Genomic DNA, 20587 nt, shown 5'->3' with positions numbered 1-20587 from the left:
TATGGCGAAGCGCCTGAGCGCACGCGAGCTCATCGAGCGGGTCGTCGACCCCGGCAGCTTCGTGTCGTGGGACACGACGCCGATCGTCCCGGCCGCCGGGATCGACGACGCCTACGCCGCGGAACTGGAGGCGGCGCGGGAGAAGTCCGGCGTCGACGAGGCGGTCGTGACGGGCGAGGGCCTCATCCACGGCCGGCGCGTCGCAGTCGTCGCATGCGAGTTCCGCTTCCTCGCCGGTTCGATCGGCACCGCCGCCGCGCAGCGCCTCGTCGAGGCGATCGAGCGCGCGACGCTCGAGGGCCTGCCCGTGCTGGCGGGGCCCGCCTCCGGCGGCACCCGCATGCAGGAGGGCACCGTCGCGTTCCTCTCGATGGTGAAGATCACCGCGGCGGTCGTCGCGCACCGGAAGGCCGGGCTGCCGTTCCTCGTCTACCTGCGCCACCCCACAACCGGCGGCGTGTTCGCCTCGTGGGGCTCGCTGGGGCACGTGACGGTGGCGGAGCCGGACTCCCTCATCGGCTTCCTGGGACCGCGCGTGTTCGAGCAGCTCTACGGGCGCGAGTTCCCCGCCGGCGTCCAGTCGGGCGAGAACCTGCAGCGGCACGGCATCGTCGACGCCGTGCTGGGCCCGGACCGGATCCACGACACCGTCGCCCGGGTGCTCGACGTGCTCATGGGCGCGCGCGAGCTGCCCGCCCGCGTCCCCGACCCGGACTCGCGCCCCGTCGACCCGGACACGCGGGACGCGTGGGAGGTCATCACCGCCTCGCGCCGGCCCGAGCGCCCCGGCGTGCGCGATCTGCTGCGCCACGGCGCGACCCACGTCCTCCCGCTGCGGGGGACCGGCCAGGGCGAGAAGGACCCGGGCCTCCTGCTGGCGATCGCCCGCTTCGGCTCCGCCCCGTGCATCGTGCTGGGCCAGGACCGGTACCGCCAGAACACCCGCGAGCCCATGGGCCCGGCCGCGCTGCGCGAGGCGCGCCGCGGCATGCGCCTGTCGGAGGAGCTGGGGATCCCGCTCGTCACGATCATCGACACCCCCGGGGCCGCGCTGTCGCGCGAGGCGGAGGAGGGCGGCCTGGCTGGCGAGATCGCGCGCAGCCTCGCGGACCTCATCGACCTCGACTCGCCCAGCGTCTCCGTCATCATGGGCGAGGGCTCCGGCGGCGGCGCACTGGCACTCATCCCGGCCGACCGCGTCCTCTCCGCGCAGAACGGCTGGCTGTCCCCGCTGCCGCCGGAGGGCGCGTCCGCGATCGTGCACCGCGACACCCAGCACGCCGCGGAGATGGCGCAGGCCCAGCGCGTCCAGTCGGCCCAGCTGGTGGCCGCCGGCGTCGTCGACCGCGTCGTTGCGGAGCCGGTCGACGCCTCCGACGATCCGCAGGGCTTCATCGCCCGGCTGTCCGCGACGCTCGAGCACGAGATCATCGAGCTCATGCGCACGCCCGGTTACCTGCGCACGGGCGCCCGGATCGACCGCTACCGCAGGTTGGGCCTGTGAGCCCCGCCGTCCGCGTCATCCCGTGCCTCGACGTCGATGACGGCCGGGTCGTCAAGGGCGTCAACTTCGCGGACCTCCGTGACGCGGGGGACCCCGTGGAGCTGGCGCGGCGCTACGACGGGCAGGGAGCCGACGAGCTCACCTTCCTCGACGTGACCGCGACGACCGGCGACCGGTCGACCATGTACGACGTCGTCACCCGGTGCGCGGAGCAGATCTTCATCCCGCTCACGGTGGGCGGCGGCGTCCGGACCGTCGAGGACGTCGACACGCTGCTGCGCCGCGGGGCGGACAAGGTGGGCGTCAACAGCGCCGCCGTCGCGAAGCCCCAGCTCATCTCCGAGATCGCCCAGCGCTTCGGCAGCCAGGTCCTCGTCCTCTCCGTCGACGCCCGTCGGGTGCCCGACGGGCAGCCGGGCACGGCCTCGGGCTACGAGGTCACGACCCACGGCGGCCGCCGGGGACCGGGATCTGCGCGGTCGAGTGGGCGGCCCGGGCCGCGGAGGCCGGAGCCGGCGAGATCCTGCTCAACAGCATCGACGCGGACGGCACGAAGCAGGGCTTCGACCTCGCGATGCTCGCAGCGGTCCGCCGGGAGGTGCGGGTCCCGCTCATCGCGTCCGGAGGCGCGGGCTCGCCCGCGCACTTCCCGCCGGCCGTCGACGCCGGGGCGGATGCGGTGCTGGCCGCCAGCATCCTGCACTTCGGCGACACCACCGTCCCCCAGATCAAGGAGGAGCTCGATCGTGCCGGACACGAGGTGCGCTGACACCGACCCCCGCCTGGACGGGCTCGTCTTCGACGAGCGCGGACTGCTGCCCGTCGTCGTCCAGGAGGCCGCGACCCGCGACGTCCTCATGCTCGCGTGGGCGGACGCCGAGGCCGTGCGCGCCACGCTGACGACGGGCCGGGCCACGTACTGGTCGCGGTCGCGGGGGGAGATCTGGGTCAAGGGCGAGACGTCCGGACACGTGCAGCACGTCGAGTCCGTCGCCACCGACTGCGACGGGGACACGCTCCTCTACACCGTCCGGCAGACGGGGCCGGCCTGCCACACGGGGACGACGACGTGCTTCACGGGACGGGAGCTCGCATGACGGTCCTGCCCACGCGGGAGGGGTTCGCCGCACAGGCGGTCCACCGCCGCGTCATCCCTGTCCGCACGACCGTCCTCGCGGACACGGAGACGCCACTGAGCCTCTACCGCCGGCTGGCGGAGGGACGCCCGGGCGGCTTCCTCCTCGAGTCCGCCGCGCAGGACCAGTGGAGCCGGTACTCGTTCGTGGGCCGCGCCCCCGTCGCGACGCTCACGGAGGTCGACGGGGAGGCGGTCTGGCTGGGCACCCCTCCGTCCGGGCTGCCGACCGGGGGCGACCCGCACGCGGCCCTCGCCGCGGCGCTGCGCTCGCTGGCCGCGGACCGATCGGAGGACGACCTGCCGCCCATGGTGTCCTCGTTCGTGGGCTACCTGGGGTGGGACACGATCCGCCGCTTCGAGGACCTGGGACCGTCGCCCCTGCCGGAGCACCCGGTCCCGGAGCTGTCGCTGTCGATCCCCGGCGACGTCGCGATCCTCGACCACTTCACCTCCCGCCTCACCCTCGTCGCGAACGCCGTGAACGTCGACGGTCGGCCGGAGGGCGCGGAGGAGGCGTACGACGCCGCGGTCCGACGCCTCGAGCGGATGATCGAGGAGCTGCAGGTGCCGCTGGTGCCGTCCCTGTCCGTCCACGACGCGCCCGAGCCGGATGTGAAGCCGCGCACCCACCCCGATGACTACCTCGCCGCCGTCGAGGAGGCGCAGCGCCTCATCGTCGAGGGCGAGATCTTCCAGGTGGTGCTGGGACAGCGGTTCGACACCGCCGTCGATGCGAGCGCGACGGACGTCTACCGGATGCTGCGGGCCACGAACCCCAGCCCGTACATGTACCTCCTCGAGGCGCCGGTCGCCGACGGGTCGCCGCTCACGCTCATCGGCTCGTCGCCCGAGGCACTCGTGACCGTGACGGACGGCACCGTCACGACCCACCCGATCGCCGGCACCCGACCGCGCGGCGCCACCGCGGACGAGGATCGGGCGTTCGCGGCGGAGCTGCTGGCGGACGAGAAGGAGCGCGCCGAGCACCTCATGCTCGTCGATCTGGCGCGCAACGACCTGGCGAAGGTCAGTGAGCCCGGCAGCGTCGACGTCGTCGAGTTCATGGAGATCGAGCGGTACAGCCACGTCATGCACATCGTGTCGACCGTGACGGGGCGACTGCGGGACGGGACGGGCGGCCTCGACGTGCTGCGGGCCGCGTTCCCCGCCGGCACGCTCTCCGGTGCGCCCAAGCCGCGCGCCCTCAGCATCATCGACCGCCTCGAACCCACCGCACGCGGCGTGTACGGGGGAGTGGTGGGCTACCTGTCCTTCACGGGCGACCTCGACGTCGCGATCGCGATCCGGACCGGGATCCTGCGCGACGGACTCCTGACGGTGTCCGCGGGCGCCGGGATCGTCGCGGACTCCGACCCGCAGTCGGAGCTCGACGAGTGCCGCCGCAAGGCCGCGGCCGTGCTGCGGGCCGCCGCGGCCGCCGGCACGGTCCGCGCACCGCGGGTCGCCGGGGGGTCCGACGGATGACGAAGGGCAGAGCCGTCCTCGCGCTCCTGCTGCTGGCGGGCGTGCTGTGGATCGTCGCCTCCCAGGCATGGGGGTCCGCCGCACCCGGCGCGACGGGACCGTCCGGTGTCGCCGAGGTCGCGGGTGAGGAGTCGACCGGTCACCCGGTCCTGACCGCCTGCGCCGCGATCATCGCCGTCGCCTCCCTGCTGCTCGCGATGATGGGCCGGGTGGGCCGCATCATCGTGTGCGTCCTCGTCGCGGTCGTGGGTGCCGGTGCCGCGCTCACCGCCCTCACGACGACCGGTCCGACGGTGCCCGTCGCCCTCGCGACCGCGGCGGGCGCGGCGATCGTCGCCGTCGCGGTCTGGACGGCGGTCGTGAGCCCGCGGTGGACGGTCTCCTCCCGCTACGACCGGGATTCCGCCCCCGGCGCGTCCGCGGACGACGATCCGGCGGCGGCATGGGACGCGCTGTCGAGGGGCGAGGACCCCAGCTGACCTACGCACATGCGACAATGACCCCTGAGCAGAACCGACTTCACACGCGCGGGTCCCATCCCCGCGGGACAAGGAGTGACATGGCAGCGACAACGCGTGCGGGCAACGACCTCGACCGCTCGGCGATCGACTACGACAAGATCAAGGATCCCGGACACGGGAACACCCCGGCCGCGTGGATGGGCGTCTTCCTCATGCTGCTGGGCAGCACGATCCTGGCGATCGGGCTCGTCATCGAGAACCAGACGATGCTGTACGCCGGCCTCGCCGTCGTGGTCGCGGGCCCCGTCGTGGGTCTCATCATGCGCGCCGCCGGCAAGGGCAAGCCCCGTTCGTGACGGTCCTCGACGCCATCATCGCCGGCGTGCGCGAGGACCTCGACGCGCGCAGGGCGGACCGTCCGCTGTCCCGCGTCCGCGAGGACGCCCTCGCCGCGGCGCCGGTGCGCCCGTTCCCGCCGGCCGGCGGGTTCGGCCTCATCTGCGAGGTCAAGCGCTCGTCGCCCTCGAAGGGCGCGCTGGCGGACATCCCGGACCCCGCCGCACTGGCCGCCGCCTATGAGAGCGGGGGAGCGGCCGCGATCAGCGTGCTGACGGAGGCGCGCCGCTTCAACGGTTCGCTCGCAGACCTCGACGCGGTCCGCGCCGCGGTCGACGTGCCGGTCCTCCGCAAGGACTTCATGGTCGACGAGTACCAGTTCCACGAGGCCCGCGCGCACGGAGCGGACATCGTCCTCCTCATCGTCGCGGCGCTCGACGACGCGCAGCTGATCGACTTCCTGGCGCTCAGCCGGGAGCTGGGCATGGCGGCACTCGTCGAGGCCCACACCGTCGACGAGCTCGCCCGGGCCGGACGGGCGGGCGCCGCGCTCGTGGGCGTCAACACCCGCAATCTCAAGGACCTCACGGTCGATTCCGCCCGATTCGCGCACCTGGCACCGCACGCGCCGGCCGGTGCCGTCCTCGTGGCGGAGTCCGGCGTGAGCGGACCGGACACGGTCGCGCAGTACGCCGCCGCCGGCGCCCGTCTGGGCCTCGTGGGCGAAGCGCTCGTGACCGGCGGTGACCCGGCCGCCGCCGTCGCCGCCTTCACCGCGGCCGGTGCCGCAGCACGCCCCTGATCCCTGGAGGAGACATCCATGATCGAGCAGATCGAGCAGTTCTCGCGCCCGGATGCGGAGCTGCCGCAGGGTCCCCGCTTCGGCGACTTCGGCGGCCGCTTCATTCCCGAGGCCCTCGTCCCCGCGTGCGAGGAGATCGAGGAGGCCTTCGCGAAGGCCGTCCTGGACGATGACTTCCGCGCGGAGTACCGCGGCCTGCTCGCGGAGTACGTGGGCCGGCCCAGCCTGCTGACGGAGGCTCCCCGGTTCTCGCAGCACGCCGGCGGCGCGCGGATCCTCCTCAAGCGGGAGGACCTCAACCACACCGGCAGCCACAAGATCAACAACGCACTGGGCCAGGGTCTCCTGGCCCGTCGTCTGGGGAAGACACGGCTCATCGCGGAGACGGGCGCGGGCCAGCACGGCGTCGCGACCGCCACCGCGGCCGCGCTGCTGGGGCTCGAGTGCCGGATCTACATGGGCGCCGTCGACGTGGAGCGGCAGGCGCTGAACGTGGCGCGCATGCGCCTGCTGGGCGCGGAGGTGACCGCGGTCGAGGCGGGGTCGCGCACCCTCAAGGACGCGATCAACGAGACGTTCCGCGACTGGGTCGCCTCTGTCGAGTCGACCCACTACGTGTTCGGCACCGTCGCGGGGCCGCACCCGTTCCCGCTCCTCGTCCGCGAGTTCCAGCGCATCATCGGCCTCGAGGCGCGCGGTCAGGCGCTCGAGCTGACCGGTGTGCTCCCGGACGCGGTCGTCGCGTGCGTGGGCGGCGGCTCCAACGCGATCGGCGTCTTCCACGCCTTCATCCCAGACGCGTCCGTGCGGCTCATCGGCTGCGAAGCCGCCGGCGACGGCATCGACACGCCCCGGCACGCGGCGACGCTCACGCGCGGCACGGTGGGCGTGCTCCACGGAGCGAAGTCCTACCAGCTGCAGGACGAGGACGGGCAGACACTGGAAAGCCACTCGATCTCCGCGGGACTCGACTACTCCGGCGTGGGGCCGGAGCACGCGTGGCTGCACGAGACCGGGCGGGGCGAGTACCGCCCCGTCACGGACGCCCAGGCGATGGACGCGTTCCGCCTGCTCTGCCGCACGGAGGGGATCATCCCCGCGATCGAGAGCTCGCACGCGCTCGCGGGCGCCCTGGAACTGGGCCGCGAGCTGGGACCGGACGCGACGATCCTCGTGAACCTCTCGGGGCGCGGCGACAAGGACGTGACGACCGCCGGACGCTGGTTCGGCTACCTCGACGAGACGGCAGGAGACGTGGAATGAGCACGGCGACGAACACCGGATCCGGCACCGGGGGAGTGCTCGCGGCCGCGGCCGAAGAGGACCGCGCCGCGTTCATCGGCTATCTCCCGGTGGGCTACCCGGACGTGCCGGGCTCGCTCGACGCGGTGCGCGCGCTGGCGGACGGCGGCGCGGACATCATCGAAATCGGGATGCCCTACACGGACCCCGGCATGGACGGCCCCGTCATCGAGGCCGCGACCGTGCAGGCCCTGAGCCGCGGGGTGCGCGTGCGGGACGTCTTCACGGCGATCGAGGCCGCCGCGGACGCGGGTGCGACACCCGTCGTCATGAGCTACTGGAACCTCATCCTGCAGTACGGCGTCGACGCCTACGCCCGCGACCTGGCGGCCGCGGGCGGCGCGGGCATCGTCACGCCCGACCTCATCCCGGACGAGGCCGACGAATGGATCGCCGCCTCCGACGCGCACGGGCTCGATCGGATCTTCCTCGTCGCACCGTCGTCGTCTCCGGACCGGCTGGCGACGGTCGCCGCCGCCAGCCGCGGATTCGTCTACGCGGCCTCGACCATGGGGGTCACGGGCACGCGCGAGGAGGTGGGCTCCCGGGCGGAGGACCTCGTCGCGAACACGCGGGCCGCGGGTGCGGAGCACGTGTGCGTGGGACTGGGCGTGTCGACGCGGCAGCAGGCGGCGGAGGTCGCCCGCTTCGCCGACGGCGTCATCGTGGGCTCCGCCCTCGTCCGCGCCCTCGACGACGACGGGCCCGCCGGTGTGGGTCGGGTCGCGCGGGAGTTCGTGGAGGGCGTGCGTGACTGATCCGCGCGTCGTCGACCTCCTCGCGTCCATCCCGTCGCCCACCTGGAGCGGCTTCGACGTAGGACCCGTGCGGATCCACGCGTACGCGCTCTGCATCCTCCTGGGCATCGCGCTGGCCCTGTGGCTCACGAACAAGCGGTGGCAGGCGCGCGGCGGCACGGAGGACGATCTCTGGACGATCGCGATCTGGGCGATCCCCGCGGGGATCATCGGCGGCCGGCTCTACCACGTCTTCTCCACGCCGGACCCCTACTTCGGTCCGGACGGGGACCCCGTCGCCGCGCTCTACATCTGGAACGGCGGGCTGGGCATCTGGGGCGCGGTCGCGCTGGGAGTGCTCGTCGTCCTGTTCGTGTGCCGACGGCACGGGTTCCGCTTCACGTCGTTCCTCGACGCCGCCGCGCCCGGCCTCATCCTCGCGCAGGCCGTGGGCCGGTGGGGCAACTGGTTCAACCAGGAGCTGTTCGGTGCGCCCACGACCCTTCCGTGGGGGCTCGAGATCGATCGGTCAAGCCCCACCTGGCCGGACCCGGAGTTGCCGGCGGACACCCTCTTCCACCCCACGTTCCTCTACGAGTCGCTGTGGAACCTGGCCGGCTGCGCACTCCTGCTGTGGGCCGCGCGCCGGTTCGGCCTGTGGCGGGGACAGGTGTTCTACCTGTACCTGAGCTACTACACGCTGGGACGCGTGTGGATCGAGGCGCTGCGGATCGACGACGCCGAGCACATCCTGGGGCTGCGCCTCAATGTGTGGACATCGATCCTCGTCTTCCTCGTGGGCCTCGTCCTCCTCGCGGTCTCCCGCGCCCGGCACGGATCCGGGAAGGACTCCGCGTACGTCGACGGTCGGGGCGGTGGGGACACCTCGTCCGCCCCATCGACACCCTCCGGACCCGCCGATTCCGTTCCCGACGCAACGGCGGACGCGACCGCGCGGCCTGATGAGGAGGAGCCCCCGCGCCGCGGTTTCGGATTCTTCGGCGCGGTCACGTCTGCAATCTCGATCGTCCCGCAGCTGCGCGGTCGCTCAGACTCTGAGACGCAGCGCGGAACTGGGAGTTGCGGAGTGTAAACTGGGTTTCCGTGTGGCCGGCCTCGCACGAGGCGGCGCACCGCAGTGCCGACAGTGCCGTCTGCTGCGGCCCTTTCCGCACGACCCCGGAAGGACGGTGCTCGCATGAGTGGACCCGTCTCACTGCCCTTCTCCGCGCGCCCGGCGCGCCATGCGCTCGCGGACCCCGCCGACGAGCACGACGCGTGCGGCCTCGCCTTCATCGCGCGCTACCGCGGACCCGCCGATCACCTCGTCGTGCAGCAGGCCCTCACGGCGCTGCGCAACATGGAGCACCGGGGCGGCGTGGGCGGAGACGAGGGAACGGGTGACGGCGCGGGCATCACCGTGCAGGTCCCGCACGATTTCCTCACCGCCGTGAGCGGGCTCGCGCTGCCGGAAGCGGGACAGTACGCGGTCGGGACCGCGTTCCTCGACCCCGCGGACCCCGCGTCCGGCCGGGCGCTCGTCGAGACCCTCGCAGAGGAGGAGGGCGTCGACGTCCTGGGGTGGCGGCCCGTTCCGGTCGACCCGTCGGTGCTGGGGGCATCGGCCCGCGCCGCGATGCCGCACTTCGAGCAGGTCTTCCTCACGGCCTCGGCGGACCGGCCGCTGCGCACGGACGCGGCCGGGGTGACGGATCCGTGGGCGCTGGACCGTCGCGCGTTCGCAGTCCGTCGCCGGGCGGAGCGCGACGGGGTCTACTTCCCGTCGCTGTCGACCCGCACCCTCGTCTACAAGGGGATGGTGAGCACCGCCCAACTGGAGCCGTTCTACCCGGATCTGTCCGACGAGCGGTTCCGGACGCGCCTCGCGATCGTCCACTCGCGCTTCTCGACGAACACTTTCCCGTCGTGGCCGCTTGCGCAGCCGTTCCGGATGCTCGCCCACAACGGGGAGATCAACACGGTCCGCGGTAACCGCAACTGGATGGCCGCACGGGAGTCCGTCGTCGCATCCGAGCTCCTCGCCTCTCCGGACGGCACCGGCGACAATGCGGACCTCGCGCGTCTGCTCCCCATCAACAACCCGATGCTGTCGGACTCCGGCTCGCTCGACGAGGTCCTCGAGCTCCTCGTCATGGCCGGCCGCCCGCTTCCGCACGCGATGGCGATGCTCATCCCGGAGGCCTGGGAGAAGGAGCCTGCGATCTCGGAGCAGCGGCAGGCCTTCTACCGCTACCACGCGCTGCTCATGGAGGCGTGGGACGGGCCCGCGTGCGTCGCGTTCACCGACGGCGACCAGATCGGCGCCGTGCTGGACCGCAACGGATTGCGCCCCGCTCGGTACACCCTCACGGACGACACCGTCGTCCTCGCGAGCGAGGCCGGAGTCGTCGACCTGCCGGTGGACACGATCGTCGCCCGCGGTCGTGTGCAGCCCGGTCGGATGTTCCTCGTCGACATGGTCGCCGGCCGGATCGTGTCCGACACGGAGACGAAGGCGACGCTCGCCTCCGCCGCCCCGTACGGGGAATGGCTCGAGCAGACGACGGTCTCGATCGAGGACCTGCCGGAGCGGGAGACGGTCCGCTACCCGCAGGCGTCCGTCGAGCGCCGCCAGCGCACGTTCGGCTACACGGACGAGGAGCTGCGGATCCTCATCGGCCCCATGGCCGAGGCCGGCACCGAGCCGCTGGGCGCGATGGGCACGGACACCCCGGTCGCCGCGTTCGCGGAGCGCCCCCGCCTGCTCTTCGACTACTTCGCGCAGAGCTTCGCGCAGGTGACGAACCCGCCGCTCGACGCGATCCGCGAGGAGATCGTCACGAGCGTCGCGGTGGGGATCGGCAGCGAGGGGAACCTGCTGGCGTCCGGCCCGCAGGACCTCTTCCAGGTCGATCTGCCGTACCCCGTCATCGACAACGAGCAGCTCGCGAAGTTCGTCCACCTGTCCGGCGCCCGCGTGGGGTCCGATGCACGGCGCGCGACCGCGGTCCTGCGAGGTCTCTACCGGCCCGGCGGCGGCGAGGCCCTGCGGACGCGGATCGCCCAGCTGTGCGACGAGGCGAGCGAGGCCATCCGGGCGGGGGCCCGGTTCCTCGTGCTCTCCGACCGCGACTCGCAGGCGGACCTCGCGCCCATCCCAACCCTCCTCCTCACCTCCGCCGTCCACCACCACCTCATCCGCGAGCGGACGCGCACGTCCGTGTCGCTGCTCGTCGAGGCCGGGGACGTGCGGGAGGTCCACCACGTCGCCGCGCTCATCGGGTTCGGCGCATCGGCGGTCAACCCCTACCTCGCGATGGAGACCGCAGCCCTCATGGTCCGCGACGGCCGGGTGACGGGGATCGAGGAGGACGTCGCCGTGCGCAACGTCCTGCGCGCCCTGGGTCGCGGACTCCTCAAGGTCATGTCGAAGATGGGCATCTCGACGGTGCACTCGTACCACGCGGCCCAGACCTTCGAGACGCTGGGACTGAGCGACGAGCTGGTCGCGGAGTTCTTCGCGGGGACGCGGGCCCGTCTGGGCGGGATCGGACTCGATGGAATCGCCCAGGAGGTGGAGGAACGCCACCGCGCCGCCTATCCGCACGACAACCCGGTCGCTCACCGCGCCCTCGACATCGGCGGCGAGTATCAGTGGCGCCGGGAGGGACCCCCGCACCTCTTCGACCCGGAGACGGTCTTCCGACTCCAGCACGCGACGCGCACGCGCCGCTTCGACATCTTCCGCTCCTACACGCGGCGGGTCGACGACCAGGCGCGCGAACTGCTGACGCTGCGCGGCCTCTTCGACCTCGTCCCCGGTGCGACCGGTCCGATTCCGCTCGAGGAGGTCGAGCCCGCGTCCGCGATCATCCGACGGTTCTCGACCGGGGCGATGAGCTACGGCTCCCTGTCGCAGGAGGCGCACGAGACGCTCGCGATCGCGATGAACCGGATCGGCGGCAAGTCGAACACCGGCGAGGGCGGCGAAGACGTTGAACGGCTGCTCGACCCGGAGCGCCGGTCGGCCATCAAGCAGGTGGCGAGCGGCCGGTTCGGCGTCACGAGCCTCTATCTGACGGAGGCGGACGACATCCAGATCAAGATGGCGCAGGGCGCCAAGCCCGGTGAGGGCGGTCAGCTGCCGCCGTCGAAGGTCTACCCCTGGATCGCGCGGACGCGGAACTCGACGGCCGGGGTCGGCCTCATCTCGCCGCCCCCGCACCACGACATCTACTCGATCGAGGACCTGGCCCAGCTCATCCACGATCTCAAGCGGGCCAACCCCGCGGCGCGCGTCCACGTCAAGCTCGTCGCGTCATCCGGCGTGGGGACCGTCGCCTCCGGTGTCGCGAAGGCGCAGGCGGACGTGGTCCTCATCTCCGGACACGACGGCGGAACGGGGGCCAGCCCGCTCAACTCGCTCAAGCACGCGGGCGTCCCGTGGGAGCTGGGGCTCGCGGAAGCCCAGCAGACCCTCGTCCAGTCCGGCCTGCGCGAGCGGGTCTCCGTCCAGGTCGACGGCCAGCTCAAGACCGGCAGGGACGTCGTCATCGCCGCGCTGCTGGGCGCGGAGGAGTTCGGCTTCGCGACGGCGCCCCTGGTCGTGAGCGGCTGCATCATGATGCGCGTGTGCCACAAGGACACGTGCCCCGTGGGCGTCGCGACGCAGAACCCGGAGCTGCGCCGCCGCTTCACCGGCCGCCCCGAGTTCGTCGAGACGTTCTTCGAGTACATCGCGGAGGAGGTCCGGGAGCTGCTGGCCGAGCTGGGCTTCCGCACCCTCGACGAGGCGATCGGCCGCGTCGAGCGCCTGGACCGGAGTGCGGCCCAGAGCCATTGGAAGGCGGACGGCCTCGACATCGCGGACATCCTCGCCGTGCCGCGCACGGCGGACGGGGAGATCGCTGCGGTCCGTTCCCGGACCGTGGGCCAGGACCACCGGCTCGACGAGCACTTCGACGCGCGTCTCATCGCGGAGGCCGCGGACTCGATCCGCGCCCGCACGCCGCTCGTCCTCAACCACACGGTCACGAACGTCGACCGGTCCGTGGGCACGATGCTGGGCCATCGGGTGACCGTCGAGCACGGCCTCGAGGCGCTGCCGGAGGACACCCTGCGCGTGCATCTCACCGGCAGCGCGGGCCAGTCCCTGGGTGCGTTCCTGCCGCGCGGTGTCACCCTGTCGCTGTGCGGTGAGGGCAACGACTACGTGGGCAAGGGCCTCTGCGGCGGCACGATCGCCGTACGGCCGGCCGCCGCGCCCGGGTACCGGCCCGAGGACCATGTCATCGCCGGCAACGTGATCGGCTACGGCGCGACCGCCGGCCGGATGCACCTGTCCGGTCAGGTGGGCGAGCGCTTCCTCGTGCGCAACTCCGGTGCGACCGCGGTCGTCGAGGGGATCGGCGACCACGGACTCGAGTACATGACCGGCGGCACCGCAGTCGTGCTGGGGCCGGTGGGTCGGAACTTCGCCGCCGGGATGTCCGGGGGAGTCGCGTACCTGCTCGACTTCAACCCCGCGCGCCTCAACGTCGCGGACCGGGCGGCCGGGCGGTTCCACCTGCGCGGACTGTCCGGCGAGGACACGCACGAGCTCGAGGTCCTGCTGCGGGAGCACCTCGAGTGGACGAGTTCACCGCTCGTCGCGTCCCTCCTCGCGCGGCTCGAGCGCGGAGAGGACGTGTTCGGCCGGTTCACCAAACTGGTCCCCGTCGACTACCAGGCGGTCCTCGCGCTGCGCACGCGCTTCGAGGAGGACGGCACCGACCCCGACGGCTCCGAGGCATGGAGCTCGATCCTGGAGATGACCCATGGCTGATCCGCACGGATTCCTCACGACAACGGAGCGGGAGCTCCCCCCGTCCCGCCCCGTCGCCGTCCGACTCCTCGACTTCCGCGAGGTGCAGCAGGAGCGGCAGGACGCGTCCGCGTTCGTGCGGCAGGCCGGTCGGTGCATGGACTGCGGCGTCCCCTTCTGCCACCAGGGGTGCCCCCTGGGCAACCTCATCCCGGAGTTCAACGACGCGATGTGGCGCGGGCAGACCGCGAGGGCCAGCGAGCTCCTCCACGCGACGAACAACTTCCCGGAGTTCACGGGCCGGGCATGCCCCGCGCCCTGCGAATCCGCGTGCGTCCTCGCGATCTCGCAACCGGCGGTCACGATCAAGAACGTCGAGCAGACGATCATCGACCGTGCGTTCGAGGAGGGCCTCGTCGTGCCGCGGCCGCCTGAGCGGATGTCGGGACGCACCGTCGCCGTCGTCGGTTCGGGCCCTGCAGGCCTGGCGGCCGCCCAGCAGCTGACCCGTGCAGGGCACTCCGTCGTCGTGTTCGAGCGCGAGGACCGGATCGGCGGACTCCTGCGCTACGGGATCCCGGACTTCAAGCTCGAGAAGCACCACATCGATCGCAGGCTCGAGCAGATGCGACGCGAGGGCACCCGATTCCGCACCGGGGTCGAGATCGGGACGCACGTGTCGTGGGAGGAGCTGCGCGACCGCGTCGACGCCGTCGTCGTGTGCACGGGAGCGACCGTCCCGCGCGCGCTGAGGATCCCCGGCGGCGAGCTGGCGGGCGTGCACCCGGCCATGGACTACCTCGTCCCGGAGAACCGGCGGCAGGCCGGTGACGATCCGGTCGCGGACCGGATCGACGCCGCGGGGAAACACGTCGTCGTGATCGGCGGAGGCGACACGGGGTCCGACTGCGTCGGCACCGCCCTGCGTCAGGGCGCGGCGTCCGTCACATCGCTCGCGATCGGCCGGAGGCCGCCCGCCCAGCGCTCCGCGGACGAGCCGTGGCCCACGGACCCCCGGATCTTCGAGGTCTCGACCAGCCACGAGGAGGGCGGTGAGCGCCGCTTCCTCGCCTCGACCGTCGAGGCGTTGGACGACGGGGCCGGCCGCGTGCGGGCGCTGCGGGTCGCGCGGACCGCGTACACGGACGCCGGCCGGGTGCCGGAGCCGGGCACGGAGGAGGAGCTGCCCGCGGATCTCGTGCTCATCGCGATGGGGTTCACGGGACCGGAGACGGTCACGGCGGCCGCGTGGGGCCTCGGCGTCGAGGCGGGGACCCTGGCCCGCAACGCTGACTACGCCACGGCCCTCGACGGCGTGTTCGTCGCGGGCGATGCGGGGCGCGGCCAGTCGCTCATCGTCTGGGCCATCGCGGAGGGCCGGGCGGCGGCCGCGGCCGTCGACGCGCACCTCATGGGGGAGACGTCCCTCCCGCGTCCGGTGACGGCCCACGAACAGGCGCTGACCGCGGGCCCGTAGGCAGTAGGCTGGTGCCATGAGGCATGCGAAGATCGTGGCGACCCTGGGACCAGCACAGACATCCTACGACGACCTGAGGAACCTCCTCGCGGAGGGCGTGAATGTGGCCCGCTTCAACATGAGCCACGGGACGCACGCGGACCATGAGGAGCGCCTCGAGCGGCTCCGTCGGGCCGCGGCGGACTCAGACTCGCCGGTGGCGGTCCTCCTCGACCTGCAGGGGCCCAAGATCCGGGTGGGCACGTTCGCGGACGGCGCCAAGCCGCACCTGGCGATCGGCGATCGCTTCACCATCACCTCCCGTCCCGTCGACGGCGATGCGGAGATCGTCAGCACCTCCTACACCGGACTCCCCGGCGACGTGCAGCCGGGCGACCCGCTGCTCATCGACGACGGCCGCATCCGTCTGCGCGCGATCGAGGTGACGGAGACGGACGTGGTGACGGAGGTGGAGGTGCCCGGCCGGATCTCCGACCACAAGGGGATCAATCTGCCCGGCGTGGCCGTCTCCGTCCCCGCCCTCACGGAGAAGGACCTCGCGGACCTGCGGTGGGGTCTGGCGCACGGCGTCGACTGGGTGGCACTCAGCTTCGTGCGCGGGCCCGAGGACATCGAGGACGTCCACAGGATCATGGAGGAGACGGGCGTGCGCCTGCCCGTCATGGCGAAGCTCGAGAAGCCGCAGGCGGTCGACCGCCTCCACGAGATCGTCGCCGCGTTCGACGGCATCATGGTGGCCCGCGGAGACCTGGGCGTCGAGCTGCCGCTCGAGGAGGTCCCGATCGTCCAGAAGCGCGCGATCGAGGTCGCCCGTCGCCAGGCGAAGCCCGTCGTCGTCGCGACCCAGATGCTCGAGTCGATGATCGAGTCGCCGCGCCCCACCCGGGCGGAGGCGAGCGACTGCGCGAACGCCGTCCTGGACGGTGCGGACGCCCTCATGCTGTCCGGCGAGACGTCGATCGGCGCGCACTGGCTCGAGTCGGTGCGGACGATGGCCCGCATCATCGAGGCGACGGAGGCTGAGGGCTTCGACCGGATCCCCTCCCTGGGCACCACCCCGCACACGCGCGGCGGAGCCATCACGGCGGCGGCCGCGCAGATCGCGGAGCAGCTGGGCATCGACCTCGTCTGCACCTTCACGCAGTCGGGCGACTCCGTGCGACGCATGTCGCGCCTGCGCCAGAAGCGGCCCGTCATCGCGTTCACACCCGACCCCCGGGTGCGCAATCAGCTGGAGATGAGCTGGGGCGTGCGCACGCACCTCGTGCGAGCCGTCCACCACACGGACCAGATGGCCCGCCAGGTCGACAAGGTGCTCCTGAGCAACGGCGAGGGGGAGGAGGGCCAGCTGAGCATCATCGTCGCCGGCTCGCCCCCCGGCATCGTCGGGTCGACGAACGCGCTGCGCGTGCACGTCCTGGGGCAGGCGATCAACGGGGTCGCGGCCGCCTACCGGGACGAGGTGGACGAGACGGGCGTCTGAGCGCGCAGGATCCGCACATGCAGAAGGGGTCCCCGCTGGGGACCCCTTCCTCCGTGCCGGATGAGGGACTCGAACCCTCACACCCGAAGGCGGCGCATTTTGAGTGCGCTGCGTCTACCGATTCCGCCAATCCGGCCCAGGGGAAGTGTACTGCACGCACCGGGTGCGCCCCCGCCGTGCCCGGAGACCGTCACGGCGGTAGGATGGCGGGGTGACCCACAACGAAGACACCCCCAGCACCGAGCACGGTCCCGTGCGCCGCGTCGTCGTCGCGGAGGACGAGGCCGTCATCCGTCTCGACATCGTCGAGATGCTCCGCGAGGTCGGATACGACGTCGTCGGCGAGGCCGCGGACGGCGAGTCCGCGATCCGGCTGGCGGAGGAGCTGCGTCCGGACCTCGTGGTCATGGACATCAAGATGCCCGTCCTCGACGGAATCTCCGCAGCGGAGCGGATCGCGAAGGCCCGCATCGCCCCCGTCGTGCTCCTCACCGCCTTCTCGCAGAAGGAGCTCGTCGAGCGCGCCCGCGACGCCGGTGCCATGGCCTACGTCGTCAAGCCGTTCTCGTCGAACGACCTGCTGCCGGCACTGGAGATCGCGCTGTCGCGCCACGCGGAGATCACTGCGCTGGAATCGGAAATCTCCGACCTCACGGACCGCTTCGAGACGCGCAAGCTGGTCGAGCGTGCGAAGGGCCTCCTCATCTCGTCGATGGGGCTGACGGAGCCGGAGGCCTTCCGGTGGATCCAGAAGACCTCCATGGACCGTCGCCTCACGATGCGCGAGGTCGCGGAGACCGTCCTGAACCAGATCGGCTCCGCGAAGGGCTGAGCCTCAGGAGCCCTGCAGCACCATATTGGAGATGCGGACGATCGACAGGAGTCGGTCGTCCGCATCCGTCATCCGGACCTCGTGGTTGAACAGTCGGCGCCCCGCGTGCAGGACCTGCGCGCGTGCGAAGACCGTGCCCTCCGTGATCGATCGCAGGTGCGTGGCATTCAGGTCTACCCCCACGACGGCTCCGCCGGAGCGCAGCGCTGCGTGCATCGAGGCGAGCGTCTCCGCGATGACGACGTGGCCGCCGCCGTGGAAGAGCCCCGCCGGCTGGAGGTTGCCGGCGACCGGGCAGTCGGCCTCGATCCACTCCCAGCCCAGCCCCGTGGTCCGGATCCCCATCTTCTCGACGAGCGTGCCCGCCGGCAGCGTCCAGTTCTCGACCAGCGCGGCGTAGTCCTGCGCGGTCATGTCGGGGGAGAGGGCGGGCATCTGCCGGTCTGCGGGCACGGGGACTCCTGAGGTGGTGTGCGGATGGGATCACCCTCACTCTAGTCAGGACCCGGCTCTATCAGGACCCGGCGCCGTCCTCCCGTCTCCCGGTACCCTGTGGGGGTGACGACGACAGCCTCCGCAGACGCAGCCCCCGCCCCGCAGGACTCGCTCCTCCTCATCGACGGCCATTCGATGGCCTACCGCGCGTACCACGCGCTGCCGCCGGAGAAGTTCCAGACGGCATCGGGGCAGACGACGAATGCGGTGTTCGGGTTCGTCTCGATGCTGCTGACGGCGATCGAGGCAGAGTCGCCCACGCACATCGCGGTCGCGTTCGATCGCGGCCGGCCGCAGTTCCGACTGGACGAGCACCCGGAGTACAAGGCAGGGCGCGCGAAGACGCCGCCGGACTTCCACGGCCAGGTCGACCTCATCGAGGACGTGCTGCAGGCGCTGCGGATCCCCGTGCTGGGCATCGTGGGCGTCGAGGCCGACGACGTGCTGGCCACTCTCGCACGGCTGGCGGAGGAGGCCGGGGTCGAGGCCCGCATCGCCTCGGGCGACAAGGACGCCTTCCAGCTGGTCCGCCCCGGGGTGACGGTCCTCTACCCCCGGCGCGGCATGACGGACCTCGACCGGATGACCCCGGACGCGGTCGAGGAGAAGTACGGCGTCACCCCCGCGCAGTACCGCGGGCAGGCCGCGCTCGTGGGCGAGAAGGCGGACAACCTGCCGGGCGTGCCCGGGGTGGGCCCCAAGACCGCCGCGAAGTGGCTCACGACCTACGGCGGGCTCGAGGAGGTCCTCGCCCACGCGGACGTCATCACCGGCAAGGCGGGCGAGAGCCTGCGCGCGCACCTGACCGACGTGCGCCGCAACTTCCGCCTCAACCGCCTCCTGGACGACGTCGAGCTGCCGGTCACGATCGAGGAGACGCGCCGCCGGTCGCCGGACCGCGAGACGCTGGACGCCCTCTTCGACCAGCTCGAGTTCGCGGTGCTGGGCCGACGCGCGCAGGCCCTGTACACGGATGAGGACGCGGACACCGCCGCCGAGGCCGTGGTCCGGGAGGCGACCCGGCTCGCCTCCGCGGACGTGCCGGAGGCCCTGGCCGGGGTCCGCGCCGAGGACTGGGTCGCGCTCGCGTCCGACGGCGCCTACGTGCGCGGGGAGGGCACCGTCGACCGTCTCGTGCTGGCGCGCGGGGAGGACCTCTGGGCGCTCGACCTGAGCGAGCTGGACACCACCGCGCAGACCGCGCTCGCGGCGCTCCTGACGGAGCACCCGCGCCTCGTCGCCCACGATGCGAAGCCGCAGCTCAAAGCGCTGTGGGAGGCGGGATTCCCCGAGGCCGCCGTCGCCTGGGACACCCAGCTGGCCGGCTACCTGCTGGAGCCGGACCGCCGCGGCTACGAGCTGGGCGACCTGCTGGGCGCGCGCCTGGGGACGACGCTGCCCGAGGCCGCGGACGAGGACCCGTTCGCCCCGCTCGCCGCACGCGCCGCCGCTGTCGCGGACCTGCGCCCCGTACTGGCCGAGGCGCTCGAGGACAGCGGCCTCACCCGGATCATGGAGGAGATCGAGGTCCCCGTCCTCGACATCCTCGCCCGGATGGAGGTCCGCGGCATCGCGGTCGACCGCGCACGTCTCGACGCTCTCGCGCAGGAGTTCCGCTCGCAGGCGGACGCCAGTGCGGCGGACGCGTACGCGGCGATCGGGCGCGAGGTGAACCTGGGCTCGCCCAAGCAGCTGCAGGAGGTCCTCTTCGACGACCTCGACATGCCGCGGACCAAGCGGACGAAGACCGGGTACACGACGGATGCCGCCGCACTCGCGGATCTCTACGCGAAGACGCAGCACCCCTTCCTGGCGCATCTGCTGGCGCACCGGGACCGCACGAAGCTGAGCCAGACGGTCGTGGGGCTGGAGAAGACGATCGCGGACGGCGGACGCATCCACACGACCTACCTGCAGACCGTCGCCGCGACCGGCCGACTGTCGTCGAAGGACCCCAACCTGCAGAACATCCCGGTGCGCACCGAGGCCGGCCGCCGCATCCGTGAGGTCTTCGTCCCCGGCCGCGATGCGGACGCCCTCCTCACCGCGGACTACTCCCAGATCGAGATGCGCATCATGGCGCACCTGTCCGGCGACCCGTCCCTCATCAGCGCGTTCCGCGCGGGGGAGGACCTGCACGCCTACGTGGGCGCCCAGGTGTTCGGCGTGGCGACCTCGGAGGTCACCCCGGAGCTGCGCTCTCAGGTCAAGGCGATGTCGTACGGACTGGTCTACGGCCTGTCCGCCTACGGGCTCTCCCAGCAGCTGGGGATCGGCGTCGACGAGGCCCGCTCCCTCATGGACGGCTACTTCGACCGGTTCGGCGCGGTCCGCGACTACCTCTCGAGCGTCGTCGAGGAGGCGCGCGAGCGCGGATACACGGAGACGATGGACGGTCGTCGACGGTACCTGCCGGCACTCACCTCCGACCGCCGGCAGGTCCGCGAGATGGCGGAGCGGGCCGCACTCAACGCGCCCATCCAGGGCAGCGCGGCGGACATCATGAAGCGGGCGATGATCCGCGTCGACGAGGCGATCCGGGAGGCGGACCTCGACAGCCGCGTGCTCCTGCAGGTGCACGACGAGATCATCGTCGAGCTGGTCGCCGGCGAGCACGACGAGGTGTCGCGGATCGTCACGGAGCGGATGGCGGACGCGGCGACCCTGTCCGTCCCGCTCGAGGTGAATGTGGGGATCGGGCAGAGCTGGCAGGACGCCGCGCACTGAGTCCC

General features: G+C 72.3%; 15 protein-coding genes, 1 tRNA gene and 1 pseudogene. 15 read left to right on the top strand and 2 right to left on the bottom strand.

The features are described 5' to 3' along the window. Position 1: 1 nt before the first annotated feature. The 13 genes and pseudogenes from HGBR_RS01145 (at position 2) to pyk (ending at position 16528) form a co-directional block, all read left to right on the top strand. A complete protein-coding gene (locus tag HGBR_RS01145) occupies positions 2-1504 on the top strand; it encodes a carboxyl transferase domain-containing protein (protein WP_019157500.1) in 1503 nt (500 codons plus the stop codon). Next, positions 1501-2273 (top strand): annotated as a pseudogene (gene hisF, locus HGBR_RS20480) (imidazole glycerol phosphate synthase subunit HisF). The gene HGBR_RS01145 and the pseudogene hisF overlap by 4 nt, the downstream one beginning before the upstream one ends. Then, positions 2179-2601, top strand: a complete 423-nt coding sequence (gene hisI / locus HGBR_RS20105; protein WP_245533237.1) for a phosphoribosyl-AMP cyclohydrolase — start codon at positions 2179-2181, stop codon at positions 2599-2601. The pseudogene hisF and the gene hisI overlap by 95 nt, the downstream one beginning before the upstream one ends. Then, positions 2598-4127, top strand: a complete 1530-nt coding sequence (locus tag HGBR_RS01125) for an anthranilate synthase component I (RefSeq protein WP_019157496.1) — start codon at positions 2598-2600, stop codon at positions 4125-4127. The genes hisI and HGBR_RS01125 overlap by 4 nt, the downstream gene beginning before the upstream one ends. After that, positions 4124-4606 (top strand): Trp biosynthesis-associated membrane protein, encoded by a 483-nt coding sequence (locus HGBR_RS01120; protein ID WP_026077229.1) that lies wholly within the window; start codon positions 4124-4126, stop codon positions 4604-4606. Before HGBR_RS01125 ends, HGBR_RS01120 begins: the two co-directional genes overlap by 4 nt. A gap of 80 nt (positions 4607-4686) precedes the next feature. Beyond that, entirely contained in the window at positions 4687-4944 is a 258-nt protein-coding gene (locus HGBR_RS01115) for an HGxxPAAW family protein (protein WP_019157494.1), read from the top strand. Continuing rightward, positions 4941-5726 carry an indole-3-glycerol phosphate synthase TrpC gene (gene trpC / locus HGBR_RS20610; RefSeq protein ID WP_019157493.1) on the top strand — a complete coding sequence of 262 codons (786 nt, stop codon included), beginning with the start codon at positions 4941-4943 and terminating at the stop codon, positions 5724-5726. Before HGBR_RS01115 ends, trpC begins: the two co-directional genes overlap by 4 nt. A gap of 18 nt (positions 5727-5744) precedes the next feature. After that, the gene (gene trpB, locus HGBR_RS20605) at positions 5745-6989 is read left to right on the top strand and encodes a tryptophan synthase subunit beta (RefSeq protein WP_019157492.1); all 1245 of its coding nucleotides are present in this window, start codon (positions 5745-5747) and stop codon (positions 6987-6989) included. Beyond that, complete coding sequence (trpA, locus tag HGBR_RS01100) at positions 6986-7786, top strand: tryptophan synthase subunit alpha (RefSeq protein WP_019157491.1); 801 nt, start codon at positions 6986-6988, stop codon at positions 7784-7786. Before trpB ends, trpA begins: the two co-directional genes overlap by 4 nt. After that, on the top strand, positions 7779-8858 hold the full coding sequence (gene lgt / locus HGBR_RS01095) for a prolipoprotein diacylglyceryl transferase (RefSeq protein ID WP_019157490.1): 1080 nt from the start codon (positions 7779-7781) through the stop codon (positions 8856-8858). Before trpA ends, lgt begins: the two co-directional genes overlap by 8 nt. 105 nt (positions 8859-8963) lie before the next feature. After that, a complete protein-coding gene (gene gltB / locus HGBR_RS01090) occupies positions 8964-13589 on the top strand; it encodes a glutamate synthase large subunit (protein ID WP_019157489.1) in 4626 nt (1541 codons plus the stop codon). After that, entirely contained in the window at positions 13582-15045 is a 1464-nt protein-coding gene (locus tag HGBR_RS01085; protein WP_019157488.1) for a glutamate synthase subunit beta, read from the top strand. Before gltB ends, HGBR_RS01085 begins: the two co-directional genes overlap by 8 nt. A gap of 16 nt (positions 15046-15061) precedes the next feature. Next, positions 15062-16528, top strand: a complete 1467-nt coding sequence (pyk, locus tag HGBR_RS01080; RefSeq protein WP_026077228.1) for a pyruvate kinase — start codon at positions 15062-15064, stop codon at positions 16526-16528. Between the two features lie 54 nt (positions 16529-16582). Here the strand turns inward: pyk and HGBR_RS01075 are convergent. Continuing rightward, positions 16583-16664, bottom strand: a tRNA-Leu gene (locus HGBR_RS01075). Positions 16665-16739: 75 nt separating this feature from the next. On the opposite strand from HGBR_RS01075, the gene HGBR_RS01070 reads away from it, so the two are divergent. Further along, the gene (locus HGBR_RS01070; RefSeq protein ID WP_019157486.1) at positions 16740-17360 is read left to right on the top strand and encodes an ANTAR domain-containing response regulator; all 621 of its coding nucleotides are present in this window, start codon (positions 16740-16742) and stop codon (positions 17358-17360) included. A gap of 3 nt (positions 17361-17363) precedes the next feature. Here HGBR_RS01070 and HGBR_RS01065 read toward each other — a convergent pair whose 3' ends face one another. After that, a complete protein-coding gene (locus tag HGBR_RS01065; RefSeq protein WP_019157485.1) occupies positions 17364-17813 on the bottom strand; it encodes a hotdog fold thioesterase in 450 nt (149 codons plus the stop codon). 99 nt (positions 17814-17912) lie between these two features. Between HGBR_RS01065 and polA the strand changes: the two genes are divergently transcribed. Beyond that, positions 17913-20582, top strand: coding sequence for a DNA polymerase I (polA, locus tag HGBR_RS15880; protein WP_019157484.1), 2670 nt, complete (start codon positions 17913-17915; stop codon positions 20580-20582). The last annotated feature ends 5 nt before the right edge of the window (positions 20583-20587 follow it).

Source organism: Brevibacterium senegalense (genome assembly GCF_000285835.1).
Taxonomy (GTDB): domain Bacteria; phylum Actinomycetota; class Actinomycetes; order Actinomycetales; family Brevibacteriaceae; genus Brevibacterium; species Brevibacterium senegalense.
Note: the sequence above shows the minus strand (reverse complement) of the source record. Positions and strands in the feature narration are given on the sequence as shown.

Coding starts and splice junctions, on each gene's coding strand:
- pyk (WP_026077228.1), top strand. CDS start 15,062: ATGAGGCATGCGAAGATCGTGGCGACCCTGGGACCAGCACAGACATCC.
- HGBR_RS01145 (WP_019157500.1), top strand. CDS start 2: ATGGCGAAGCGCCTGAGCGCACGCGAGCTCATCGAGCGGGTCGTCGAC.
- HGBR_RS01125 (WP_019157496.1), top strand. CDS start 2,598: ATGACGGTCCTGCCCACGCGGGAGGGGTTCGCCGCACAGGCGGTCCAC.
- HGBR_RS01120 (WP_026077229.1), top strand. CDS start 4,124: ATGACGAAGGGCAGAGCCGTCCTCGCGCTCCTGCTGCTGGCGGGCGTG.
- trpA (WP_019157491.1), top strand. CDS start 6,986: ATGAGCACGGCGACGAACACCGGATCCGGCACCGGGGGAGTGCTCGCG.
- HGBR_RS01115 (WP_019157494.1), top strand. CDS start 4,687: ATGGCAGCGACAACGCGTGCGGGCAACGACCTCGACCGCTCGGCGATC.
- gltB (WP_019157489.1), top strand. CDS start 8,964: ATGAGTGGACCCGTCTCACTGCCCTTCTCCGCGCGCCCGGCGCGCCAT.
- HGBR_RS01085 (WP_019157488.1), top strand. CDS start 13,582: ATGGCTGATCCGCACGGATTCCTCACGACAACGGAGCGGGAGCTCCCC.
- hisI (WP_245533237.1), top strand. CDS start 2,179: ATGCGGTGCTGGCCGCCAGCATCCTGCACTTCGGCGACACCACCGTCC.
- trpB (WP_019157492.1), top strand. CDS start 5,745: ATGATCGAGCAGATCGAGCAGTTCTCGCGCCCGGATGCGGAGCTGCCG.